This is a genomic window from Streptococcus oralis (assembly GCF_026782345.1).
Lineage (GTDB): Bacteria > Bacillota > Bacilli > Lactobacillales > Streptococcaceae > Streptococcus > Streptococcus oralis_CK.
In genome coordinates this window covers 135008-154818 of sequence record NZ_JAKUWI010000001.1, presented here as the reverse complement: position 1 = coordinate 154818, position 19811 = coordinate 135008, and the positions used below count along the sequence as shown (strand labels likewise).

22 protein-coding genes are annotated in these 19811 nt (G+C 43.7%); 3 read left to right on the top strand and 19 right to left on the bottom strand.

All coding sequences use genetic code 11. From position 1 onward, the window contains the following. Positions 1-29: 29 nt before the first annotated feature. The 3 genes from glmM to cdaA are packed head-to-tail and all read right to left on the bottom strand — an operon-like array spanning position 30 to position 3037. Positions 30-1382: a phosphoglucosamine mutase gene (glmM, locus tag MK405_RS00835; RefSeq protein WP_268704038.1), complete on the bottom strand. Its 1353-nt coding sequence runs from the start codon at positions 1380-1382 to the stop codon at positions 30-32. 28 nt (positions 1383-1410) lie between these two features. Next, positions 1411-2193 (bottom strand): CdaR family protein, encoded by a 783-nt coding sequence (locus tag MK405_RS00830; protein ID WP_045616822.1) that lies wholly within the window; start codon positions 2191-2193, stop codon positions 1411-1413. Continuing rightward, on the bottom strand, positions 2180-3037 hold the full coding sequence (gene cdaA / locus MK405_RS00825) for a diadenylate cyclase CdaA (protein WP_001011078.1): 858 nt from the start codon (positions 3035-3037) through the stop codon (positions 2180-2182). The genes MK405_RS00830 and cdaA overlap by 14 nt, the downstream gene beginning before the upstream one ends. A gap of 136 nt (positions 3038-3173) precedes the next feature. Here cdaA and MK405_RS00820 point away from each other — a divergent pair, with 136 nt between their 5' ends. Continuing rightward, positions 3174-4142 carry an NAD(P)/FAD-dependent oxidoreductase gene (locus MK405_RS00820; RefSeq protein WP_045616821.1) on the top strand — a complete coding sequence of 323 codons (969 nt, stop codon included), beginning with the start codon at positions 3174-3176 and terminating at the stop codon, positions 4140-4142. A gap of 32 nt (positions 4143-4174) precedes the next feature. On the opposite strand, the gene whiA is transcribed toward MK405_RS00820, so the two are convergent. The 9 genes from whiA to MK405_RS00775 form a co-directional block, all read right to left on the bottom strand. Then, complete coding sequence (gene whiA, locus MK405_RS00815; protein ID WP_268704037.1) at positions 4175-5086, bottom strand: DNA-binding protein WhiA; 912 nt, start codon at positions 5084-5086, stop codon at positions 4175-4177. Next, on the bottom strand, positions 5083-6060 hold the full coding sequence (locus tag MK405_RS00810) for a YvcK family protein (RefSeq protein ID WP_001231134.1): 978 nt from the start codon (positions 6058-6060) through the stop codon (positions 5083-5085). Before MK405_RS00810 ends, whiA begins: the two co-directional genes overlap by 4 nt. After that, a complete protein-coding gene (gene rapZ / locus MK405_RS00805; RefSeq protein ID WP_000163039.1) occupies positions 6057-6947 on the bottom strand; it encodes an RNase adapter RapZ in 891 nt (296 codons plus the stop codon). Before rapZ ends, MK405_RS00810 begins: the two co-directional genes overlap by 4 nt. A gap of 51 nt (positions 6948-6998) precedes the next feature. Next, entirely contained in the window at positions 6999-7379 is a 381-nt protein-coding gene (locus MK405_RS00800; RefSeq protein WP_001140421.1) for a RidA family protein, read from the bottom strand. A 9-nt stretch (positions 7380-7388) separates the two neighbouring features. Then, complete coding sequence (yihA, locus tag MK405_RS00795) at positions 7389-7976, bottom strand: ribosome biogenesis GTP-binding protein YihA/YsxC (RefSeq protein WP_000405197.1); 588 nt, start codon at positions 7974-7976, stop codon at positions 7389-7391. 8 nt (positions 7977-7984) lie between these two features. Continuing rightward, a complete protein-coding gene (gene clpX / locus MK405_RS00790; RefSeq protein ID WP_268704036.1) occupies positions 7985-9217 on the bottom strand; it encodes an ATP-dependent Clp protease ATP-binding subunit ClpX in 1233 nt (410 codons plus the stop codon). 201 nt (positions 9218-9418) lie between these two features. Further along, entirely contained in the window at positions 9419-9925 is a 507-nt protein-coding gene (locus MK405_RS00785) for a dihydrofolate reductase (protein WP_268704035.1), read from the bottom strand. Positions 9926-10043: 118 nt separating this feature from the next. After that, positions 10044-10718 (bottom strand): (d)CMP kinase, encoded by a 675-nt coding sequence (cmk, locus tag MK405_RS00780; RefSeq protein ID WP_268704034.1) that lies wholly within the window; start codon positions 10716-10718, stop codon positions 10044-10046. A 9-nt stretch (positions 10719-10727) separates the two neighbouring features. Continuing rightward, a complete protein-coding gene (locus MK405_RS00775; RefSeq protein WP_268704033.1) occupies positions 10728-11234 on the bottom strand; it encodes an SAG1386/EF1546 family surface-associated protein in 507 nt (168 codons plus the stop codon). A 45-nt stretch (positions 11235-11279) separates the two neighbouring features. Here MK405_RS00775 and MK405_RS00770 point away from each other — a divergent pair, with 45 nt between their 5' ends. Beyond that, a complete protein-coding gene (locus MK405_RS00770) occupies positions 11280-11483 on the top strand; it encodes a ferredoxin (RefSeq protein ID WP_007517026.1) in 204 nt (67 codons plus the stop codon). Positions 11484-11565: 82 nt separating this feature from the next. On the opposite strand, the gene MK405_RS00765 is transcribed toward MK405_RS00770, so the two are convergent. The 7 genes from MK405_RS00765 to MK405_RS00735 all read right to left on the bottom strand — a co-directional run bounded on the left by MK405_RS00765 (position 11566) and on the right by MK405_RS00735 (position 18916). Next, positions 11566-12549, bottom strand: coding sequence for a glycosyltransferase family 2 protein (locus MK405_RS00765; protein WP_268704665.1), 984 nt, complete (start codon positions 12547-12549; stop codon positions 11566-11568). Further along, a complete protein-coding gene (gene galE / locus MK405_RS00760) occupies positions 12533-13552 on the bottom strand; it encodes a UDP-glucose 4-epimerase GalE (protein WP_084867954.1) in 1020 nt (339 codons plus the stop codon). The genes MK405_RS00765 and galE overlap by 17 nt, the downstream gene beginning before the upstream one ends. Beyond that, complete coding sequence (locus MK405_RS00755) at positions 13531-13890, bottom strand: hypothetical protein (RefSeq protein ID WP_268704032.1); 360 nt, start codon at positions 13888-13890, stop codon at positions 13531-13533. Before MK405_RS00755 ends, galE begins: the two co-directional genes overlap by 22 nt. A gap of 6 nt (positions 13891-13896) precedes the next feature. Further along, positions 13897-15000, bottom strand: coding sequence for an NAD(P)/FAD-dependent oxidoreductase (locus MK405_RS00750; RefSeq protein ID WP_268704031.1), 1104 nt, complete (start codon positions 14998-15000; stop codon positions 13897-13899). A 16-nt stretch (positions 15001-15016) separates the two neighbouring features. Beyond that, positions 15017-15814 carry a Nif3-like dinuclear metal center hexameric protein gene (locus tag MK405_RS00745; RefSeq protein ID WP_268704030.1) on the bottom strand — a complete coding sequence of 266 codons (798 nt, stop codon included), beginning with the start codon at positions 15812-15814 and terminating at the stop codon, positions 15017-15019. Beyond that, positions 15801-16478, bottom strand: coding sequence for a tRNA (adenine(22)-N(1))-methyltransferase (locus MK405_RS00740; protein ID WP_268704029.1), 678 nt, complete (start codon positions 16476-16478; stop codon positions 15801-15803). The genes MK405_RS00745 and MK405_RS00740 overlap by 14 nt, the downstream gene beginning before the upstream one ends. Positions 16479-16579: 101 nt before the next feature. After that, entirely contained in the window at positions 16580-18916 is a 2337-nt protein-coding gene (locus tag MK405_RS00735) for a cation-translocating P-type ATPase (RefSeq protein ID WP_268704664.1), read from the bottom strand. Positions 18917-19049: 133 nt separating this feature from the next. Between MK405_RS00735 and MK405_RS00730 the strand changes: the two genes are divergently transcribed. Continuing rightward, positions 19050-19799 carry a lysophospholipid acyltransferase family protein gene (locus MK405_RS00730; RefSeq protein WP_268704028.1) on the top strand — a complete coding sequence of 250 codons (750 nt, stop codon included), beginning with the start codon at positions 19050-19052 and terminating at the stop codon, positions 19797-19799. Positions 19800-19811 lie beyond the last annotated feature (12 nt).

Below are 19811 nucleotides of genomic sequence, written 5' to 3'. Positions count from 1 at the left end.
TTTTATCATTTCATCTAGTTTTCTAGGCTTTAGTCAATTCCGATTTCATCTTTAACAACAGCAGCAATCGTATCTACATAGTAATTGACTTCTTCTGTTGTAGGTGCCTCTGCCATAACGCGCAAGAGAGGTTCGGTTCCACTTGGGCGGACAAGGATACGACCGTTCCCTGCCATTTCTTCTTCCATCTTTTCGATGATTGTCTTGATAGCTGGTACTTCCATGGCTTTCTCTTTCATGGCATTTTCCACTCGGATATTGACCAGTTTTTGTGGGTAAATTGTCACTTCTGATGCTAGTTGAGACAAGCTCTTGCCTGTTTCTTTCATGATCTTAGTCAATTGAACAGCTGATAATTGACCATCACCAGTTGTATTGTAGTCCATCAAGATAACGTGGCCTGATTGCTCACCACCAAGGTTGTAGCCTGATTTTCTCATTTCTTCGACGACATAGCGGTCACCAACTGCAGTGACTGCCTTATTGATGCCTTCACGATCCAAGGCCTTATGGAAACCAAGGTTAGACATAACGGTTGTTACGATAGTATTTTGAGCTAACTGGCCTTTTTCAGAAAGGTATTTCCCGATGATATACATGATCTTATCACCATCAACGATATCGCCATTTTCATCAACAGCAATCAAACGGTCACTGTCTCCGTCAAAGGCCAAACCAATAGCTGACCCACTTTCTTTGACCACTTTTTGAAGAGCTTCTGGGTGTGTAGAACCCACATTCAAGTTGATATTAAGACCATCTGGTGTTTCGCCAATAACTGTCAACTGAGCACCAAGATCAGCAAAAATCTGACGGGCACTTGTAGACGCTGCACCGTTTGCTGTGTCCAAGGCCACTTTCATTCCTTCAAGAGGAGTTCCAGTTGAAACAAGGTAACCCTCGTACTTACGCAAGCCTTCTGGATAGTCCACTAAGGTTCCTAGACCTTCTGCACTTGGACGAGGAAGAGTATCTTCAGCAGCATCTAGCAAGGCTTCGATTTCTGCTTCTTTTTCATCATCAAGTTTGAAACCATCCCCACCAAAGAACTTAATTCCATTATCAAGGGCTGGGTTGTGGCTAGCGGAAATCATGACACCTGCACTGGCTCCCTCAGTTTTTACCAAGTAAGCTACTGCTGGTGTTGCAAGGACACCAAGTTTGTAGACGTGAATCCCTACAGAGAGGAGACCTGCCACCAAGGCAGATTCTAGCATTTCTCCTGAGATACGTGTATCGCGTCCTACAAAGACTTTAGGGGCTTCTGTTTCGTGTTGACTGAGGACATATCCACCAAAACGGCCTAGTTTAAAAGCCAATTCTGGTGTCAGTTCTACGTTTGCTTCTCCACGGACTCCATCGGTCCCAAAATATTTACCCATTTTATTTATCATCCTTTTCTATTATTTATTATTGTTTAGACGAATCTGATTTTGTTTCTGAACTCGTTGAAGACGAACTGCCTTCTGAAGAACTTGTTGACGAGTTACTTGAACTAGACGTTGCTGTTTTTGTAGTAATTTTCATAGTTGTGTCAAACGGCATAATGACGCTTGGTAAGACATTTCCATTTTTATCGACTGCTTGTAGAGGCACAGAGGACGAGTAGTTTCCAGTTATCCGTTCACTCGTCGGTAAGATGGCAATGACACGATCTACTTTGGAGAGGGTTTCCTCATCACTAATAACCGTTACTTTTTCATCTGATACAGTAACGGTATCGATTTTCACGCGAGAATCAATCTGACTAGGGTCAATCTCCGGCACAACAATGACATTGTCCCGTTTTGCTTTTTTACCGACCTTCACTGTTATCTTTTGCGGTGTCGCAACAGCCGTCAAACCGCTCGGAAGATTTTCAATGGTTAGAGGAACTTCGATGGTTCCTACACTGGCATCAGAAAGATCAGCCGTCACCTTAAATTTGCGGGTACTTTCCTGCATTTCGCTCGCCAAAGCAACTCTGTTTGACCCTGTCAGAAAGACGGTCACTTCAGATGTAAAGCCACTAATAAAATACTGATCTCTGTCGTACTGAATATCGATTGGGACATTAAGAACCGTATTGGTATAGGTTTCCGTCCGCACTTGTCTAGCACTATTATTATTCTGATAGTTTGTAGAAGTCGCATAGATAAAGAGGATGCAGGCGAAAAAGAAGGAAGAAATGATATAAAGACTATTTTTTCTCATGTTTCAATCCTCCTAGCAAGCGCTCTTTCAGACCTTGCTTTTTCTCTGATTTTGGAAGTAAGATTCTTCTCAATTCAGATTCAAACTCTTCCAAGGTCAAATCGTGCTTAAAGACTCCATTATAGGTGATGGAGATTCCACCCGTTTCTTCCGAAACCACAAAGGTAAGAGCATCTGACACTTCCGACAAACCAATCGCCGCCCTGTGACGCGTTCCAAACTCCTTGGAAATCCCGGTATCTTCAGTCAAGGGTAGATAGGCTGAAGTTACAGCAATTCGGTCTTCCTTGATAATGACAGCACCATCATGCAAGGGAGTATTGGGAATGAAAATATTGATAAGCAATTCAGCCGAAATTTTAGCATCTAAAGGGATCCCTGTCGAGATGTATTCCTGCAAGGTTCTTACTCGCTGAACCACTACAAGCGCCCCAATCTTACGAGGACTCATGTATTCAACTGATTTCACAAATGCACGAACCATCTGTTCTTCCGCACTAATAGGGGCATTGGAGAAGAAATCAGTAGCCCGACCCAATCGCTCCAAACCAGTCCGAATCTCTGGTGAAAAGATAACCACCGCTGCAATCACCCCGTAGGTGATGATCTGATTGATCAACCAAGAAATAGTCGTTAAACCAATCATATTGGAAAGAATCTGGGCTAGAATAAAAACTAAGACTCCACGGACCAATATCATAATCTTGGTGCCTGCAATAGCTTTAGTAAAATGATATAAAATATAAGTCACAATGAGAATATCAATCAGATTGGTGACTATACTCCAAGGACTTGAAAACAAACTCGTCCAGTATTGTAAATTGGATAATTGTTGAAAATTCATCCTTGGCCTCCTCCCTGTCAAAACACTTTACTCATCATTATACCATTTTTTGCCCATTTTTTCCCTATCCTACCTCATTTTAAATTAAGCAAAAATATGATAAAATAAACTGATTAGAAAAAACAAAGGAGAAATCATGTCTCAACTCTATGATATTACCATTGTAGGTGGCGGTCCTGTCGGGCTCTTTGCTGCCTTTTACGCCCACCTACGCCAAGCCAATGTTCAAATCATCGACTCCCTTCCCCAGCTCGGTGGTCAACCAGCCATCCTCTACCCTGAAAAGCAAATCCTTGACGTGCCAGGTTTTCCAAACTTAACTGGGGAAGAGCTGACCAATCGCTTGATTGAACAGCTAAACGGCTTTGATACCCCTATTCACCTCAATGAAACCGTTCTTGAAATTAATAAACAAGATCAAGGATTCGCCATTACAACCAACAAGGGAAGTCACCTGACTAAAACCGTTATCATTGCTATGGGTGGTGGCGCCTTCAAACCACGTCCGCTCGAATTGGAGAACGTTGAGGACTATGAAAATATCCACTACCACGTTTCCAACATTCAGCAATACGCTGGCAAGAAAGTGACCATCCTTGGTGGTGGGGACTCAGCAGTGGACTGGGCTCTGGCTTTTGAAAAGATTGCGTCAACTACCCTTGTTCACCGCAGAGACAATTTCCGCGCCTTAGAACACAGTGTGCAAGCTCTACAAGAATCATCTGTAACCATCAAGACACCGTTCGTTCCTAGCCAACTTCTCGGAGATGGAAAAACACTCGACAAACTAGAAATCACCAAAGTCAAATCAGATGAAACCGAAACTATCGAAGTAGACCATCTCTTTGTCAACTATGGTTTCAAATCATCTGTCGGCAATCTTAAAAATTGGGGTCTGGACCTCAACCGTCACAAGATTATCGTCAACAGCAAGCAAGAATCCAGCCAAGCAGGTATCTACGCCATTGGGGACTGCTGCTACTATGAAGGTAAGATTGATTTGATCGCTACAGGACTGGGTGAAGCTCCAACAGCTGTTAACAATGCCATTAACTACATCGACCCAGAACAGAAAGTTCAACCCAAACATTCGACCAGTTTATAAGAAAAGAACCACGAATCAACTGATTCGTGGTTTTATAGTTCTTCCGCTAATTTATTTATCTTTCTGAGTCTGTGGTTGACACCACTTTTGGTCAGGGGATTGCTCAGGCTATCTGCCAACTGCTGGATAGAGTAGTCTGGATGCTGAATCCGCAACTGCGCTACCTCTTGCAAATCCACGGGTAAATTTTCCAAACCCATTCTATCTTTGATTTTACTGATATTATTGATGGTCTTCATACTAGCAGAAACCGTTCGAGCGATATTGGCTGTTTCAGCGTTATTGGCTCGATTGAGATCATTACGGGTTTCACGTAAAATCTTGACGCGCTCAAAATTATCACGCGCCTGCATGGCCCCAATCACAATCAAGAAATCCATGATGTCTTCTGCCCGTTGGAGATAGGTAACTGCACCTTTCCTGCGCTCAATGACCTTGGCGTCCAGCAAAAACTGCTGAAGGAGAGAGGCCAGTCCTTGGGCATGGTCTAGATAAACGGAACTAATCTCCAACTGGTACTTGCCAGACTCAGGATCTCGGATGCTGCCATTTGCCAGAAAGGCACCACATAAGTAAGCACGTCCAGCTTCTTCATCTGCTAAAATATCAGGATCAATGCCTGTCTCCAAACCAAAGAAAGAATCCGCAAGTCGCAAATCAGCTAAAAGCTCCTGCACTCTCTCATCGGTATAGACCGTGTAAACACGATTCTTGCGAAGATTGCTTCTCTGATGGTGACGAATTTCTGACTTGATGTCATAAAAATGGAGAAAAGACTCATAAAGATGACGAGCTAACTTGGCATTTTCAGTCACGACGGACAAGGTCAGGCCTGAAGTAGAGAGACCGATACTGCCAGACATCTTGATGATGGCCGATAGTTCATAACGACTGAGATGGTGTTGACCAAGAATTTCTTCTTTTACTGCAACTGTGAAACTCATTTTCTCACCTGTATAATGCGCATCAATTCATCTACAATCAAATCGCCATCATGGAAGGCACCTCCATTTTCCAAACGAAGGAAGTTGGATGAAATCACACGAGGAACCTGTTTGCAAAGACCAGCAAAGTCATGCTCTACCTGAACTAAATATTCATCAAAACGGTTGGTATCCATGTATTCTCTAGGAACCTTCTCGATATTAACCAAGACCGTATCAATAAAAGGTCGACCTAAGTGTCGATGGAGGACTTCCACGTGGTCACTGTCTGAAAAGTGCTCTGTTTCCCCACGCTGGGTCATGATATTGCAGACATAGGCGATTTCCGCCTTGGTCTCCAAGAGAGCCTGCCCAATCTCCTCAATGACAATATTTGGCAAAATCGATGTAAAGAGGGAACCAGGCCCCAAGACGATCATATCACTCTCGAGGATAGTATTGACCACTCGACGGCTGGCTTGGGGTGTTTCATCATCCAAGGTATTGGTCACATAGACATGGTCGATCATACCGGGATGATCTGCAATGTGGCTCTCACCTGCCACCTCAGAACCGTCTTTAAAGACTGCATGCAGTGTCAGAGGCTGATCGCTTGATGGATAGATTTTTCCTGTTGTGTGGAAAAAGAGACTTAGCAGCTGCATGGCATTATAAGTGGACCCTTGCATTTCAGAAAGCCCTGCTATAATGATATTTCCTAGAGGATGACCCGCAAAAGCACCAGCGTCTTCTGAAAAACGGTACTGAAAAACCTTCTCATAAAACTTAGGCATATCCGACATGGCTACCAGGACATTACGAAGATCACCTGGTGGTGTCAGCTGTTGGATATTCTTTCTTAGTTCACCAGAAGATCCACCATCATCAGCTACCGTTACGATGGCTGCGATATCAACATCCTTTTCTCGCAAACTTTTCAAAATGACGGGGATACCCGTTCCTCCACCAATCACCGTTATCCTTGGTTTTCTCATGAACGGTTTACCGTTTCCTTTCTTCTGTCTTTGTCACGATGGCTTTCATTGACAGGCCAATTTTTAGCAAGATCCTCTGCGATTCGTTTGGCAAAGGCAACACTACGGTGCTGCCCACCTGTACATCCTACTGCAATGGTCAAGACGGACTTGCCTTCTTTTTTGTAACTTGGCAAAATGGGTTCAATCAAGGCGAGTAAGTGCTGATAGAAACTTTCAGACTCTTCATGATTCATCACATAGTCATAAACTGCTTGATCCTCACCTGTCTGATTACGGAGTTCAGGGAGGTAGTATGGATTTGGCAAGAAACGGACATCAAAGACCAAGTCTGCATCAATAGGGATACCATACTTGAATCCAAAAGACATGACTTCGATACGGAAAGACTGGGCTTGTTCTTGGTCTGAAAATTGCTCTGCAATGGTTTTACGAAGTTCACGCGGAGTGAGTTCTGTCGTATCCACCACATTTTGACTCATATTTTTCAAAGGTGCTAAGAGTTCACGTTCCAGCTTGATGCCATCTAAAATTCGACCATCTGCTGCTAGAGGGTGACTTCTTCTCGTTTCCTTATAGCGTGCCACCAATTCCTTATCTGCTGCGTCTAAAAAGAGGATTTTGAAGTCCAAATCGTCTTGGTTTTCCAATTCATCCAAAACTGCCTGAATCTCTGAAAAGAAGGAACGGCTACGCATGTCCACCACTAGTGCTAACTTATGGTCATCATCCTTGGTCTCTACCAACTGCAAAAACTTTGGTAAGAGTGCTGGTGGCATATTATCAATCGTAAAATATCCCAAATCTTCGAAGGACTGAATGGCTACTGTTTTCCCTGCACCACTCATCCCTGTCACAATTACCAGGTGAAGTTGTTTTTTTGTCATCTATCTCTCCTTATATCAAAAAAAGTTTGGCAGAGCCAAACTTCAACTAGCTTATCCAATCTCTGCGATCACTTCAATTTCGACTTTTACATCACGAGGAAGACGTGAAACCTCTACAGCTGAACGAGCTGGGAATTCCTCTTTAAAGGCCGTTTGGTAAACCTCGTTAAAAGGAACAAAGTCATTCATATCGCTCAAGAAGCAAGTTGTTTTGACAACATGGTCAAAGTCTGTTCCTGCTTCAGCCAAAATAGCACCGATATTTTTCAAAACTTGTTCTGTCTGTTCTTGGATAGTCTCTCCTACAATTTCACCAGTTTCAGGAGATAGGGGAACTTGACCGCTAGCAAACAAAAGATTGCCAACGATTTTCCCTTGAACATAAGGTCCGATAGCCTTTGGAGCCTTGTCTGTATGAATTGTTTTTGCCATTTCTTTCCCTCACAATTTTTCTAATATTGCATTCCAAGCCTGATCCATCCCTGCCTTGCTAACTGATGAAAAGAGGATGAAGTCGTCACTTGGATCAAAGTTTAATTTCTTTTTGATTGCTGATTCGTGCTTGTTCCATTTACCACGAGGAATCTTGTCCGCCTTGGTCGCAACGATGATAACCGGAATCTCATAATACTTGAGAAATTCGTACATCTGCACATCATCTGCTGACGGGTCGTGGCGGAGGTCCACCAAACTGACCACGGCACGGAGATTTTCCCGAGTTGTGAGGTACTCCTCAATCATGCGGCCCCACTTTTCACGTTCCTTTTTTGAAACGCGGGCATAACCATACCCAGGCACATCCACAAAGCGCATCTTGTCATCAATGTTAAAAAAGTTAAGGAGCTGGGTTTTCCCAGGTTTCCCTGATGTACGGGCAAGATTTTTGCGGTTGAGCATGGTGTTGATAAAGCTAGACTTGCCAACATTTGAACGCCCTGCAAGGGCAATCTCTGGCAGGTCATCCTGCGGATAATGAGATTTATTGGCCGCACTGAGCAAAATTTCAGCATTGTGTGTATTGATTTCCATAGTCACCTCTAGGCTGTTTCCAGGATTGGTTTTTCCGTTCCATCGACAGCTTCTTTCGTGATGCGGACCAATTTCACATTTTCTTGACTTGGCACTTCAAACATAACGTCTAGCATAGTTTCTTCAATGATCGAGCGAAGACCACGCGCACCAGTTTTGCGTTCGATAGCCTTATTGGCAATCTCTTGAAGGGCTTCATCGTCAAATTCCAATTCAACGTCATCATAAGAAAGCAAGGTTTGGTATTGTTTCACCAAAGCATTTCTTGGCTCTTTCAAGATGCGAACCAAGTCATCGACCGTTAATTGCTCAAGAGCAGCAAAGACAGGCAAGCGTCCAATCAACTCAGGAATAATACCGAACTTTTGAATATCTTCAGCGATGATTTCCTGCATGTAGGAGCTGTTTTCGTCAATCGCCTTGTTATTTTGGCCAAAACCGATGACTTTTTCTCCCAGACGTTGTTTAACGATTTCTTCGATGCCATCAAAAGCACCACCCACGATAAAGAGGATATTTTTGGTATCTACTTGAATCATCTCTTGTTGTGGATGTTTGCGTCCACCTTGAGGCGGCACGCTAGCAACGGTTCCCTCGATAATCTTGAGAAGGGCTTGTTGCACACCTTCACCCGAAACGTCACGTGTGATAGACACATTCTCGCTCTTCTTGGCAATCTTGTCAATTTCATCCACGTAGATAATCCCACGTTCTGCACGTTCGATGTTAAAGTCAGCAGCCTGCAAGAGTTTGAGGAGGATATTTTCCACGTCCTCACCCACATACCCAGCCTCAGTCAGAGCTGTCGCATCTGCAATAGCGAAAGGCACATTCAAGCTCTTAGCCAAAGTCTGAGCCAAGAAAGTTTTCCCTGATCCAGTTGGACCAATCATCAAGATATTTGACTTCTGCAAATCCACATCTTCTGACTCTTCACGCGTATCGTGGAAATTGATGCGTTTATAGTGATTGTACACAGCTACTGCCAAGGCACGTTTGGCACGATCTTGACCAATCACATAGTGGTTCAAGATACTGAGGAGCTCGATTGGTTTTGGTACTTCAGACAAGTCTGCCAAGACTTCCTCAGCCAACTCCTCACGAATGATTTCCTGGGCCAACTCCACACATTCATTACAGATAAAAGCGTTGTTCCCAGCGATTATTTTCTTTACTTCTTCTTGGCTTTTGCCACAAAATGAGCAATAAACCATCATATCATTTTTCCTATTTGTAGGCATGATTTCCTTCCATTCTAATTTATCATTCTATCTAAAATAAGTTCATGTAAAAAGCATGAATACTGTTTACCAGATTGGTAAAAGCATTCAACCAGAGTAAGGCAGACAGTCCATAGCGCTTCTTACGAAAAGCCTGTGCTCCAGTCAAGATACAGATTACACACAAAAAAGCTGTGAAAAATCCAAATATACTGCGCTCCATTAGACTTCCTTTCTATCTCGGTATTCGATGGTAAAATCATAGTCGTTTTTCTCATCTCGGGTGTAAGATCTGCTTGCTACTGTCTCAAAACGAGACAAGTCAAACTCCTCAGGAAAATAGGTATCTCCCTCCACCTGAGCATGAATCTGTGTCACGATGATTTCATCTAAATAAGGCTCAAAAGCCTGAAAAATCTGCTTTCCGCCAATGATATAGAGATTTTTTTCCTGACTCTGATACCACGCTAAAACAGACTCCACATCTTGAAATACGAGCGCCCCATCTATGACTTCTTCGCTATTGCGCGTTAAAATCAGGGTTTGCCGTTTTGGAAGCAGACGACGTCCCATACCATCAAAGGTCACTCGTCCCATCAGTATAGCATGATTTAAAGTCGTTTCCTTAAAATGTTGCAACTCTGCTGGCAAATGCCAAGGGAGACGATCTTCCTTCCCAATCACACCTTTTTCATCTTGGGCCCAAATGGCTATGATTTTCTTTGTCATGCTTCCGTCCTTTTTATTGATATTACTATTTTATCAAAATTCTCCCAAAAAGACTGTTTTGAAACGCGCGCAAAAGAGAGAAAAGGAGCAGGCATCATCTAGCCTGCTCCTCTCGTCCCTAGGACATATATTTTTTTGCTTCTGATTCGATTTTTTCGACCACTTCTTGGATACTTAGTCCAGTTGTGTCGAGGTAAACTGCATCCTCAGCCTGCTTGAGAGGCGAGGTTTCACGATGACTATCCTTGTAGTCACGCGCCGCAATTTCTTCTTTCAGCGTTTCAAGATCTGTTTCAATCCCTTTAGCAATATTTTCCTTGTAACGACGCTCTGCTCTTTCTTCAACAGAAGCCACTAGGAAAATCTTGAGTTCAGCTTGTGGTAAAACAACTGTCCCGATATCACGCCCATCCATGACGATACCACCTTGCTGAGCAATCTCTTGCTGGAGCGAAACCATTTTCTCACGCACCTCAGGAATGGCAGCGATGCTTGAAACCTTGTTGGTCACTTCATTTTCACGGATAGGATGAGTGATATCCACATCCCCTACAAAAACAAGTTGCTCACCTGTTTCTGAACGGCCAAAACTAATGGGGTGTTGGTTAAGAAGCTCAAGAAGTTGGTCTACATTTCCTGCATCCAACTGGTGCTTGAGTGCTATATAAGTCGCAGCACGGTACATAGCGCCCGTATCGAGATAAGTGTAACCAAAATCTTTAGCGACAATCTTTGCAACCGTACTCTTACCACTGGAAGCTGGACCATCAATAGCAATTTGAATCGTCTTCATTCCCGACTCCTATCTTGTCTTGATCACATCACCTGGATTGGCAAACCAAGATCCAGATGACATATGAGAAGGATTTAACGCTTCCAACTGGGCAATAGAAATCCCTGCACGCTGAGCAAGAGCTGCCTCACCCTCTCCAGGATGCACTGTGAGTGTTCCTTCTCCTTCTGTGTGCTCTTCTGAACTGCTCTCTGAAGGAGTTGTCTCAGAAGAAGCTGTTTCTTCTACCTTGCTACTTGAAGATGATGACTCTTCCACTTTAGAACTTGAACTTGTAGAAGGAGACGATGTATCATAGAAGTCCTTCAAAGATGAAGTACGATTGCTTCCTCCGGTTGATAAGTAAATCAATACAACCACCATCGCTACAACGATCACAAAGAAGAGGCTAGCTAGAACTGTTAAGACACGATTCGCAACAGCGCCTTTTCCTTTTTGTTTACGGCGACGACGCTCTGATCTTGATTCTTCCTCACTATTTTCATAGATATCTTCTTGCCATGGTTCCTTTGCCATACCTTACTCCTTGTATTTTTTAAACTTTCTTATTACAATATAAATATGAAACTCACACTTATACCTGAACGGTGCATCGCCTGCGGGCTTTGCCAAACCTATTCTGAACTCTTTGATTACCACGATAATGGAATCGTTCGATTTTGCGATGATCCAGTTGAATTGCAAAGAGAAATCGCTGAGAGCAGCGATGTTCTAGAGGCCATCAAAAATTGTCCTACACGTGCACTTCTAAAAGATCCATCATAGTTTAAAAGGGAGATTGATTTTGTAGATTCTCTTTATCACTTTAATCCCTTCACCTACTAGTTTAGCATATTTCTAGGTAAAATTATAGTCTTTTCCAGTTATTTTTTCCTTCAAAAATAGAAAGATCACTTTTTTCTTTGATGAGGTAGAGTGGTCTTTTTTTGGTTTCCAGATAAATCTTACTGATATACTTGCCCAGAATTCCAATGGTCAGAAGTTGAATCCCCCCAAGAAAGAGAATGACAGCCATCAGAGAGGTCCAGCCAGATGTTGGATTTCCCAAGATAAGAGTCCGAAACACTACAAAAACAGTCATCATAAAAGAAATAAAACAAGATAGAAGTCCAGCTACAAAGGCTATACTCAAGGGGAAATCTGAAAAATTGAGAATCCCTTCAATTGAGTAGAAAAAGAGCTGTCTAAAACTCCAACTGGTCTTGCCAGCCTGTCGTTCAACGTTTGGATAATCAAGATAGTGCGTTTTAAAGCCCACCCAGGCAAAGAGTCCCTTAGAGAACCGATTGGACTCGGTCAAGGATAAAATAGCATCCACCACAGACCTTCTCATCATCCTAAAATCACGGACACCTGAGGGCAAGGCTACTGGGCTGATTTTTTGCATGAGGCGATAAAAAAGATCAGCACAGAAACTGCGAAAGAGGGGTTCTCCCTCCCGACTAGTTCTCCGTGTCCCAACACAGTCCAAGTCTGCATTTTGGTCTAGTAAGGCTTTCATCTCAAGTAGCATACCGGGAGGGTCCTGGAGGTCTGCATCCATCACAACCACCAGGTCCCCAGTCGCATACTGTAAACCTGCGTACAGAGCTGCCTCCTTCCCAAAATTTCGCGAGAACGAGATATAATGCACCGCAGGATTTTGCTCCCGATAAGCCTTCAAGAGCTCTAAGGTTCCATCGCTTGAGCCATCGTCTACAAAGACATACTCGACCTCTGCTACCAGATCAGGAAGCAAATCTTCAACAGACTGATAAAAAAGAGGAAGTACTTCCTCTTCATTTAAACAGGGGACAATGATCGAAATCATTATCTTAGTCTTCAAATCCATTTGGATGCTTACTTTGCCAACGCCATGCGTCTTCACACATTTTCGTGATATCAAATTCTGCTTCCCATCCGAGCTCTGCTTTGGCTTTTGCAGGATCTGAATAGCAGGCAGCGATATCACCTGGGCGGCGTTCTACGATGCGGTAAGGAATAGGACGTCCCACTGCTTTTTCCATATTTTGAATAATTTCAAGAACAGAGTAGCCTTTGCCTGTTCCAAGGTTATAAATGTTAAGGCCAGACCCCTTTTGGATTTTTTGAAGAGCTGCAACGTGACCTTTGGCTAGATCTACGACGTGGATATAGTCACGAACACCAGTTCCATCTTCCGTATCGTAATCGTCTCCGAAGACTTGTACTTGCTCTAATTTTCCAACAGCTACCTGAGTCACATATGGTAAGAGGTTGTTTGGGATACCGTTTGGATTTTCTCCTAAATCTCCACTCTCATGTGCTCCGATTGGGTTAAAGTAACGAAGCAAGACCACATTCCATTCTGAGTCTGCCTTGTAGATATCCGTCAAGATTTCTTCTAGCATGAGTTTGGTACGACCGTAAGGGTTGGTCACTGAAAGTGGGAAATCTTCTAAGATTGGAACTGTGTGAGGATCTCCGTAAACTGTCGCAGAAGAACTGAAGATGATATTCTTACAGTTTGCTTCTTCCATAACTTTTAAAAGACTAAGAGTTCCAGCGATATTGTTGTCATAGTAGGCAAGAGGGATACGTGTTGATTCACCTACAGCCTTCAAACCAGCAAAGTGAATCACACCTGTTGGCTCTTCTTGCTTGAAAATATCTCTGAGAGTATCAGTATCACGGATATCTGCCTCATAGAAAGGAATTTCAACTCCTGTGATTCTTTCAACAACTTCTAAACTTTTACGGTTGCTATTGACAAGGTTATCCACCACAACCACTTGATGACCTGCTTGGATCAATTCAATAACAGTGTGGGTTCCGATAAAACCGGCACCACCAGTTACCAAAATCTTTTCTTGCATCTTGCTTCCTCGATTCTCGAATTATTTTTTCTTATTTTACCATTTTTGGTAGGGAATGTCATTTGCCATCCTAGAAGGAAGACTAAAATTTTAGTAAAATGCTTATACTCTTCGAAAATCTCTTCAAACAATGTCAGCTTCGCCTTACCGTGGGTGTGGTTACTGACTTCGTCAGTTCGATCCACAACCTCAAAGCAGTGCTTTGAGCTGACTTCGTCAGTTCGATCCACAACCTCAAAACAGTGTTTTGAGCTGACTTCATCAGTTCTATCCACGACCTCAAAGCAGTGTTTTGAGCAGCCTGCGGCGAGCTTCCTAGTTTGCTCTTTGATTTTCATTGAGTATCATTCGCTTTTTACTCGGTTGACATAGTTTGCAATTGGGTAGTTTACTGGGTCCAAGGTCAACTCCTCGTCTTGGACCAGTTGAGCTAGATGATACCCGATGATTGGACCCGTTGTGAGACCTGATGAACCTAGACCACTAGCCGCATAAACACCCGCTAAGCCTGGCACCTGTCCAAAGAAAGGGGAGAAATCACTGGTATAGGCGCGAATTCCCACACGCTCACCTGATGATTTCGCTTCTGCCAAGGCTGGATAGTGGGGTAAGGATGCCTCCTCCATTTGTTGGAGCAAGGTTTCATCTACCGTCAAATCAAATCCCATATCATTTTCATGAGTAGCGCCTAAGGACAATTTCCCACCTGCAAAAGGAATCAAATCCCACTCCCCTTCTGGCATGACAACAGGGTAAGATTTCATATCTTTGGTAAGTTGATAATCTCGTAGTTGTCCCTTTTGGGGACGAACATCTACCTCATATCCTAAAGGTTCCAAAATGTCCCCCAACCAAGCTCCCGTCGCTAAAACAACCCGTTCAAACACCTCTTCGCCAATCTGATAGCCAGATGCTAAAGGTGTCAGAGTCACTTTTTCTTTGACCAGCTTGACGTAACTGGCTTCTAGCAGACGAGTCACTAATAGTTGACCATCTACTCTCGCTCCACCAGAAGCATAGAGTAGGCGGTCAAATCCCTGCAAACCAGGGAATAATTCATTTGCAGACGCTTGGTCTAAAATGGCTAACTGGCCTATCAAGGGAGATTCTTCCCTGCGCTGAAGGGCTAGTTCATAGAGTTCTTCCAACTTGGATTCATCCTTTTTCAAGAGAAAAACTCCCGAACGCTGGTAAAAGTCGATTTCCTGTCCTGACTTTTCTAAATCAGCCAACAAATCCACATAAAAGTCCGCCCCCAAGCGTGCCATCTTGTACCAAGCTTTATTGCGGCGTTTTGAAAACCAAGGGCTGATAATTCCTGCTGCAGCCTTGGTTGCCTGACCTTGACCATGGTCAAAAACGGTCACCTCTAGGTCGCTTTCTTTTGAGAGATAGTAGGTAGCTGTTGCTCCCACAATCCCTGCTCCAATAATGGCAACTTTTTTCATTGTCTTCACCTTCTAACTAGATATGGTGGAAAGGATTAGTCGATGCCTGACTAGGCAAGATATCAATAGTCCAGCCCTTTTCTGACTTCCATTGAGTAAGGAGTGCTGCGATTCTTTCCACAAAGAGAACTTCAATATAGTGGCCCGGGTCCAGCGCTAACAAGCCATCTGACAACATATCCTGAGCTGTGTGGTAGTAGATGTCACCAGTAATATAGACATCTGCCCCCTTAGCTAAAGCATCCTTGTAGAATGACTGCCCGCTACCACCGCAAATGGCAACTCTTGAAATTTCCTTCTTCAAATCACTCTCTTGATAATGGACCATGCGAAGACTATCTAGACCAAAGACTTGCTTAACATGCTGGGCCAATTCCCCAAATGTCTGAGGCTGAATATTTCCAATACGACCAATTCCACGTTCTGGACCTGTTTCCTGAAGATAAGTCGTCTCCTTGATACCTAGCATCTGGCAGAACCAGTCATTGAGGCCATTATCAACGATATCAATATTAGTATGGCTGACATAAACTGCGATGTCATGCTTGATGAGATCAATGTAAATCTGATTTTGCGGACGGCTAGCAACCAAGTCTTTGATGGGACGAAAAATCGGCGCGTGCTTGGCGATAATCAAATCCACACCCTTTTCAATGGCTTCAGCCACCGTCTCTTCACGAATGTCGAGGGCAACCATAACCCTTTGGATCTCCTTGTCTAGAGTACCGATTTGCAGGCCACGACTGTCTCCCTCCATAGAAAATTCCTGAGGACAAAAGGCTTCATAAGCTCTGATTACTTCACTTGCTAGCATGGAGAACCTCCTTGATGGCTTGAATTTTATGAGCTAGAACTTGACGTTCCTCCAGATTTTTTTCTGGGATTTGGTTAAGGGCAAATTCTAGCTTAGCTGCTTCTTTTTGCCATTTTTGGACAAAAACTGGACTGACTTCTTTGGACAAGATAGGTCCAAAGCGAACATCACTGGCTGATAACTTCATTTTCCCAGCTTCCACCACCAAAATCTCGTAGAACTTGCCAGCTTCTTCTAGGATGCTTTCTGCTACGATCTGAAAACCGTTATCTTGCAGCCAGATGCGCAAGTCGTCTTCACGATTATTGGGCTGGAGGATTAAACGTTCTACATTAGCTAATTTGTCCAAGCCTTCTTCCAATATGGTAGCAATCAAACGACCACCCATACCAGCAATGGTGATGACTGACACTTGGTCAGTCTCTTCAAAGGCTGCCAAGCCATTGGCTAAACGGACTTGGATTTTCTCATTTAGGCCGTGAGCCTCAACATTTTTGACCGCAAACTGATAGGGTCCTTCCACAACCTCACCTGCAATGGCACTTTTAATTTGGCCTCTTTCGACCAAATCGATAGGTAGATAAGCATGGTCACTCCCCACATCTAGTAAAACGGCCCCCTGTGGCACAAAGGAAGCTACCAATTCTAATCTCTTTGAAATCATCTTCTCTCACTTTCCAAAACTCTGTTACCTCTTATTATACCACATTTCAGCTAGCACTCCTGCACCTAAAAAGACCGCAATCCACAGATTGCAGTCTTTCTTTATTTTCTAGCTTGATAGCGACTGGTTAGAATGAAAATCACAGTAAAGACAGCCATCATGACAAGGTAAACAGGGAATGTTTGTCCTGTAAGTGTCGAAATTTCAAGTAGTTTTTGGATCCTTGGGAAGAGTGCTGTGGCTAGGAAGCCTCCTACTGACCAGACAATCAAGAGGACACGCCAGAGGGTAAATGGCATGCAGGCTCTAAATACGGATAAGAAACCGATAGACCCAAGGAGATAATAGAGCAGGGTTGGGATTTCTAACTCAGACCAACCTTGACTCGCTCCAAATATTTTCACAAAAAGAACACTAAAGACTACCATCAAGGCACTTGGTAAAGCTCGAAGCATGGATCTTCTGAGGAAGTTTGGTTCAACAGGCTTGATATTTCGCTCAAAAGTCAGAACGAATGGCGGGAAACCTTCCACGAATTGGTCAATCATGGTAATCTGGATTGGAATGAAAGGGAAAATCAAAATCCACTCAGACCGTCCCAGAAGAGCACTGGCGATACAGATGACTGCGAGCAAGAAGGAATAGATGGTCTTTATCAAGAAAATCGGTGCAATATGGGCAATGTTATTGACCACACGACGGCCTTCAAAGAGAATCTCAGGAACATCATTAAAGTCTGAGTTCAAGAGAACCAGATTGGCAATCTGACGAGTCGCAGGATCTCCCTCAGCCATCACGATAGAACAATCCGCCTCACGAAGGGCCAGAATATCATTGACTCCGTCCCCTGTCATAGCCGTTGTATGACCCGCTTTTTTCAGCGTTTGGATGATGAGTTTCTTTTGATGAGGGGAAACACGTCCGAAAATAGCTGTCTCTTCAGCCATGGCGATCAATTCCTTATCCGTGATTTTCGAGCAATCTACATAGCTGTCATAGTCTGCAAATCCAGCCTTCTGGGCAATGCTGGAAACAGTGACTGGATTGTCACCAGAGATAATCTTGAGGCCCACTTCCTGAGAACGGAGATAGTCCAGCGTCTCAGCGGCTCCTTCTCGAATCGGGTCCAAGATCTCCAGCAGTGCCAAGGCTTGAATATCAGATGGTTTTTGTGGCTTGTAGTGGGCTAGTTTTTCGTGACTGAGAGCCAAGACCAAGACACGAGAACCTCGCTCCAAGGCCTCTCTAGCTTCAGGGACTTCATTTTCCAGCAACATCTCAGGTGCACCTAAGAAAACAGTTCCCAAACCTTGCAACTCCATAGCCCCCCACTTGCGGTCGCTAGAAAAAGGCAGATTGGAAATCATAGGATAGGCTACTTGTCCTTGGAAACGCTGGCGAATGGCTTGGGCAGTTGGATTTTTATCCTCACTGTGAGCTATGTAGCTGGTCAGGATGCTGGCAATAGCCTCTTCACTATAAGCTTCCGTCAGCGGAAGAACGGCTTCCACCTGCATCTTTCCTTGGGTGATGGTTCCCGTCTTGTCCAAACAGAGCATATCCACGCGCGCCAAGGTCTCAACAGAGTACATCTCCTGAACCAAGACCTTTTTCAAGCCCAGCTTAATCACCGCAGTCAAGAGCGAAGTGATGGTCAAAAGGGCGATTCCCTTAGGCAACATACCCAAAAGTGCTGTCGACGAATTTACAACGGATGACTTGAGGGGCAAGCCTTTTAAAATCAAGGCTTCTAGGAGGAGAGCTAGACCAAAGGGAATGATAATCTTCCCAGTAAAACCAGCTAGCTTGTCCAGCGATTTCATGATACGGGAGTTAATGGGTTTAACAGTCTTGGCTTCCAGCATGAGTTTGGAAGCATAGTTTTCTGCACCGACATGGTGAACTTGAGCCAAAACTGCGCCACTGGCTAGGAAACTCCCTGATAAAAGCAAAGCATCCACTTCCTTTTGTACTAAATCACTCTCCCCCGTCAACATGGCTTCATTGACTTCCGCAAAACCTTCTAAAACCCGCGCATCACTAGGAATCTGCTCTCCCGCAGACAAACGAATGACATCTCCTAGAACCAACTCTTCTGGATCGAGAGCAATTTCCTGACCCTCACGAATGGTTTTGACCTTTTCCTTGGTCATGAGATTGAGCTTGTCCACCATGTGTTTGGCCCGTAGCTCAGTCACAATCCCAGAAAAAGCATTAAAACTGATAACGGCAAAGAAGACCAGATTGCTCCAAGCCTGTACAAAGGCAAGCGCTAGGGCAATAACAAAGTTTAATGCGTTAAAAAGTGTAAAAACATTTCGTTTAAAGATTTGCCAAGTACTGGTACTAGCTGAAGCGGTAAAGTCATTGACCAAACCTTGAGCCTGTCTTTCCTTGACTTCTCTTTGGGTTAATCCCATAATCTTATTTTTATCCATGAATTCTATCATATCATTTTTTCTAGTAGAATTCTAATCTCATCCAAAAACTGTTGGCTGATAACTGAAAAAGTTTGCCAGTAGTCTTTCGATAAGGTATAATAATAAAAGCAATACAATCGAAGGAGATCTCATGTTTTATACTTATTTGCGTGGACTAGTCATGCTGATCTTGTGGTCCATCAATGGCAATGCCCACTATCACAATACTGATAAAATCCCTAGCCGAGACGAAAACTATATCCTCGTTGCTCCTCATCGTACCTGGTGGGATCCTGTTTATATGGCCTTTGCGACCAAGCCAAAACAGTTCATCTTTATGGCCAAAAAAGAGCTGTTTACCAACCGCATCTTTGGCTGGTGGATCCGTATGTGTGGCGCCTTTCCTATCGACCGGGAAAAACCTAACGCCTCTGCCATCAAGTACCCTATCAACGTCCTCAAAAAAAGCGACCGCTCTCTCATCATGTTTCCAAGTGGGAGCCGTCACTCAAACGATGTCAAGGGTGGAGTTGCCTTGATTGCTAAAATGGCTAAGGTTCGTATCATGCCTGTTACCTACACCGGTCCCATGACCTTGAAAGGCTTGGTTAGCCGTGAACGTGTGGATATGAACTTTGGAAATCCTATCGATATCTCAGACATCAAGAAAATGAATGATGAAGGAATCGAAATGGTTGCAGACCGCATCCAAGCTGAATTCCAACGTTTAGACGAAGAAACCAAGCAATGGCACAATGATAAAAAACCAAACCCACTCTGGTGGTTTGTCCGCATCCCAGCCCTCATACTTGCTGTGATTGTTGGTATCCTAACGATTATCTTTACCTTTATTGCAAGCTTTATCTGGGATCCAGATAAGAAGAGAGAGAAACTTGGTTAAAAAATACAATTA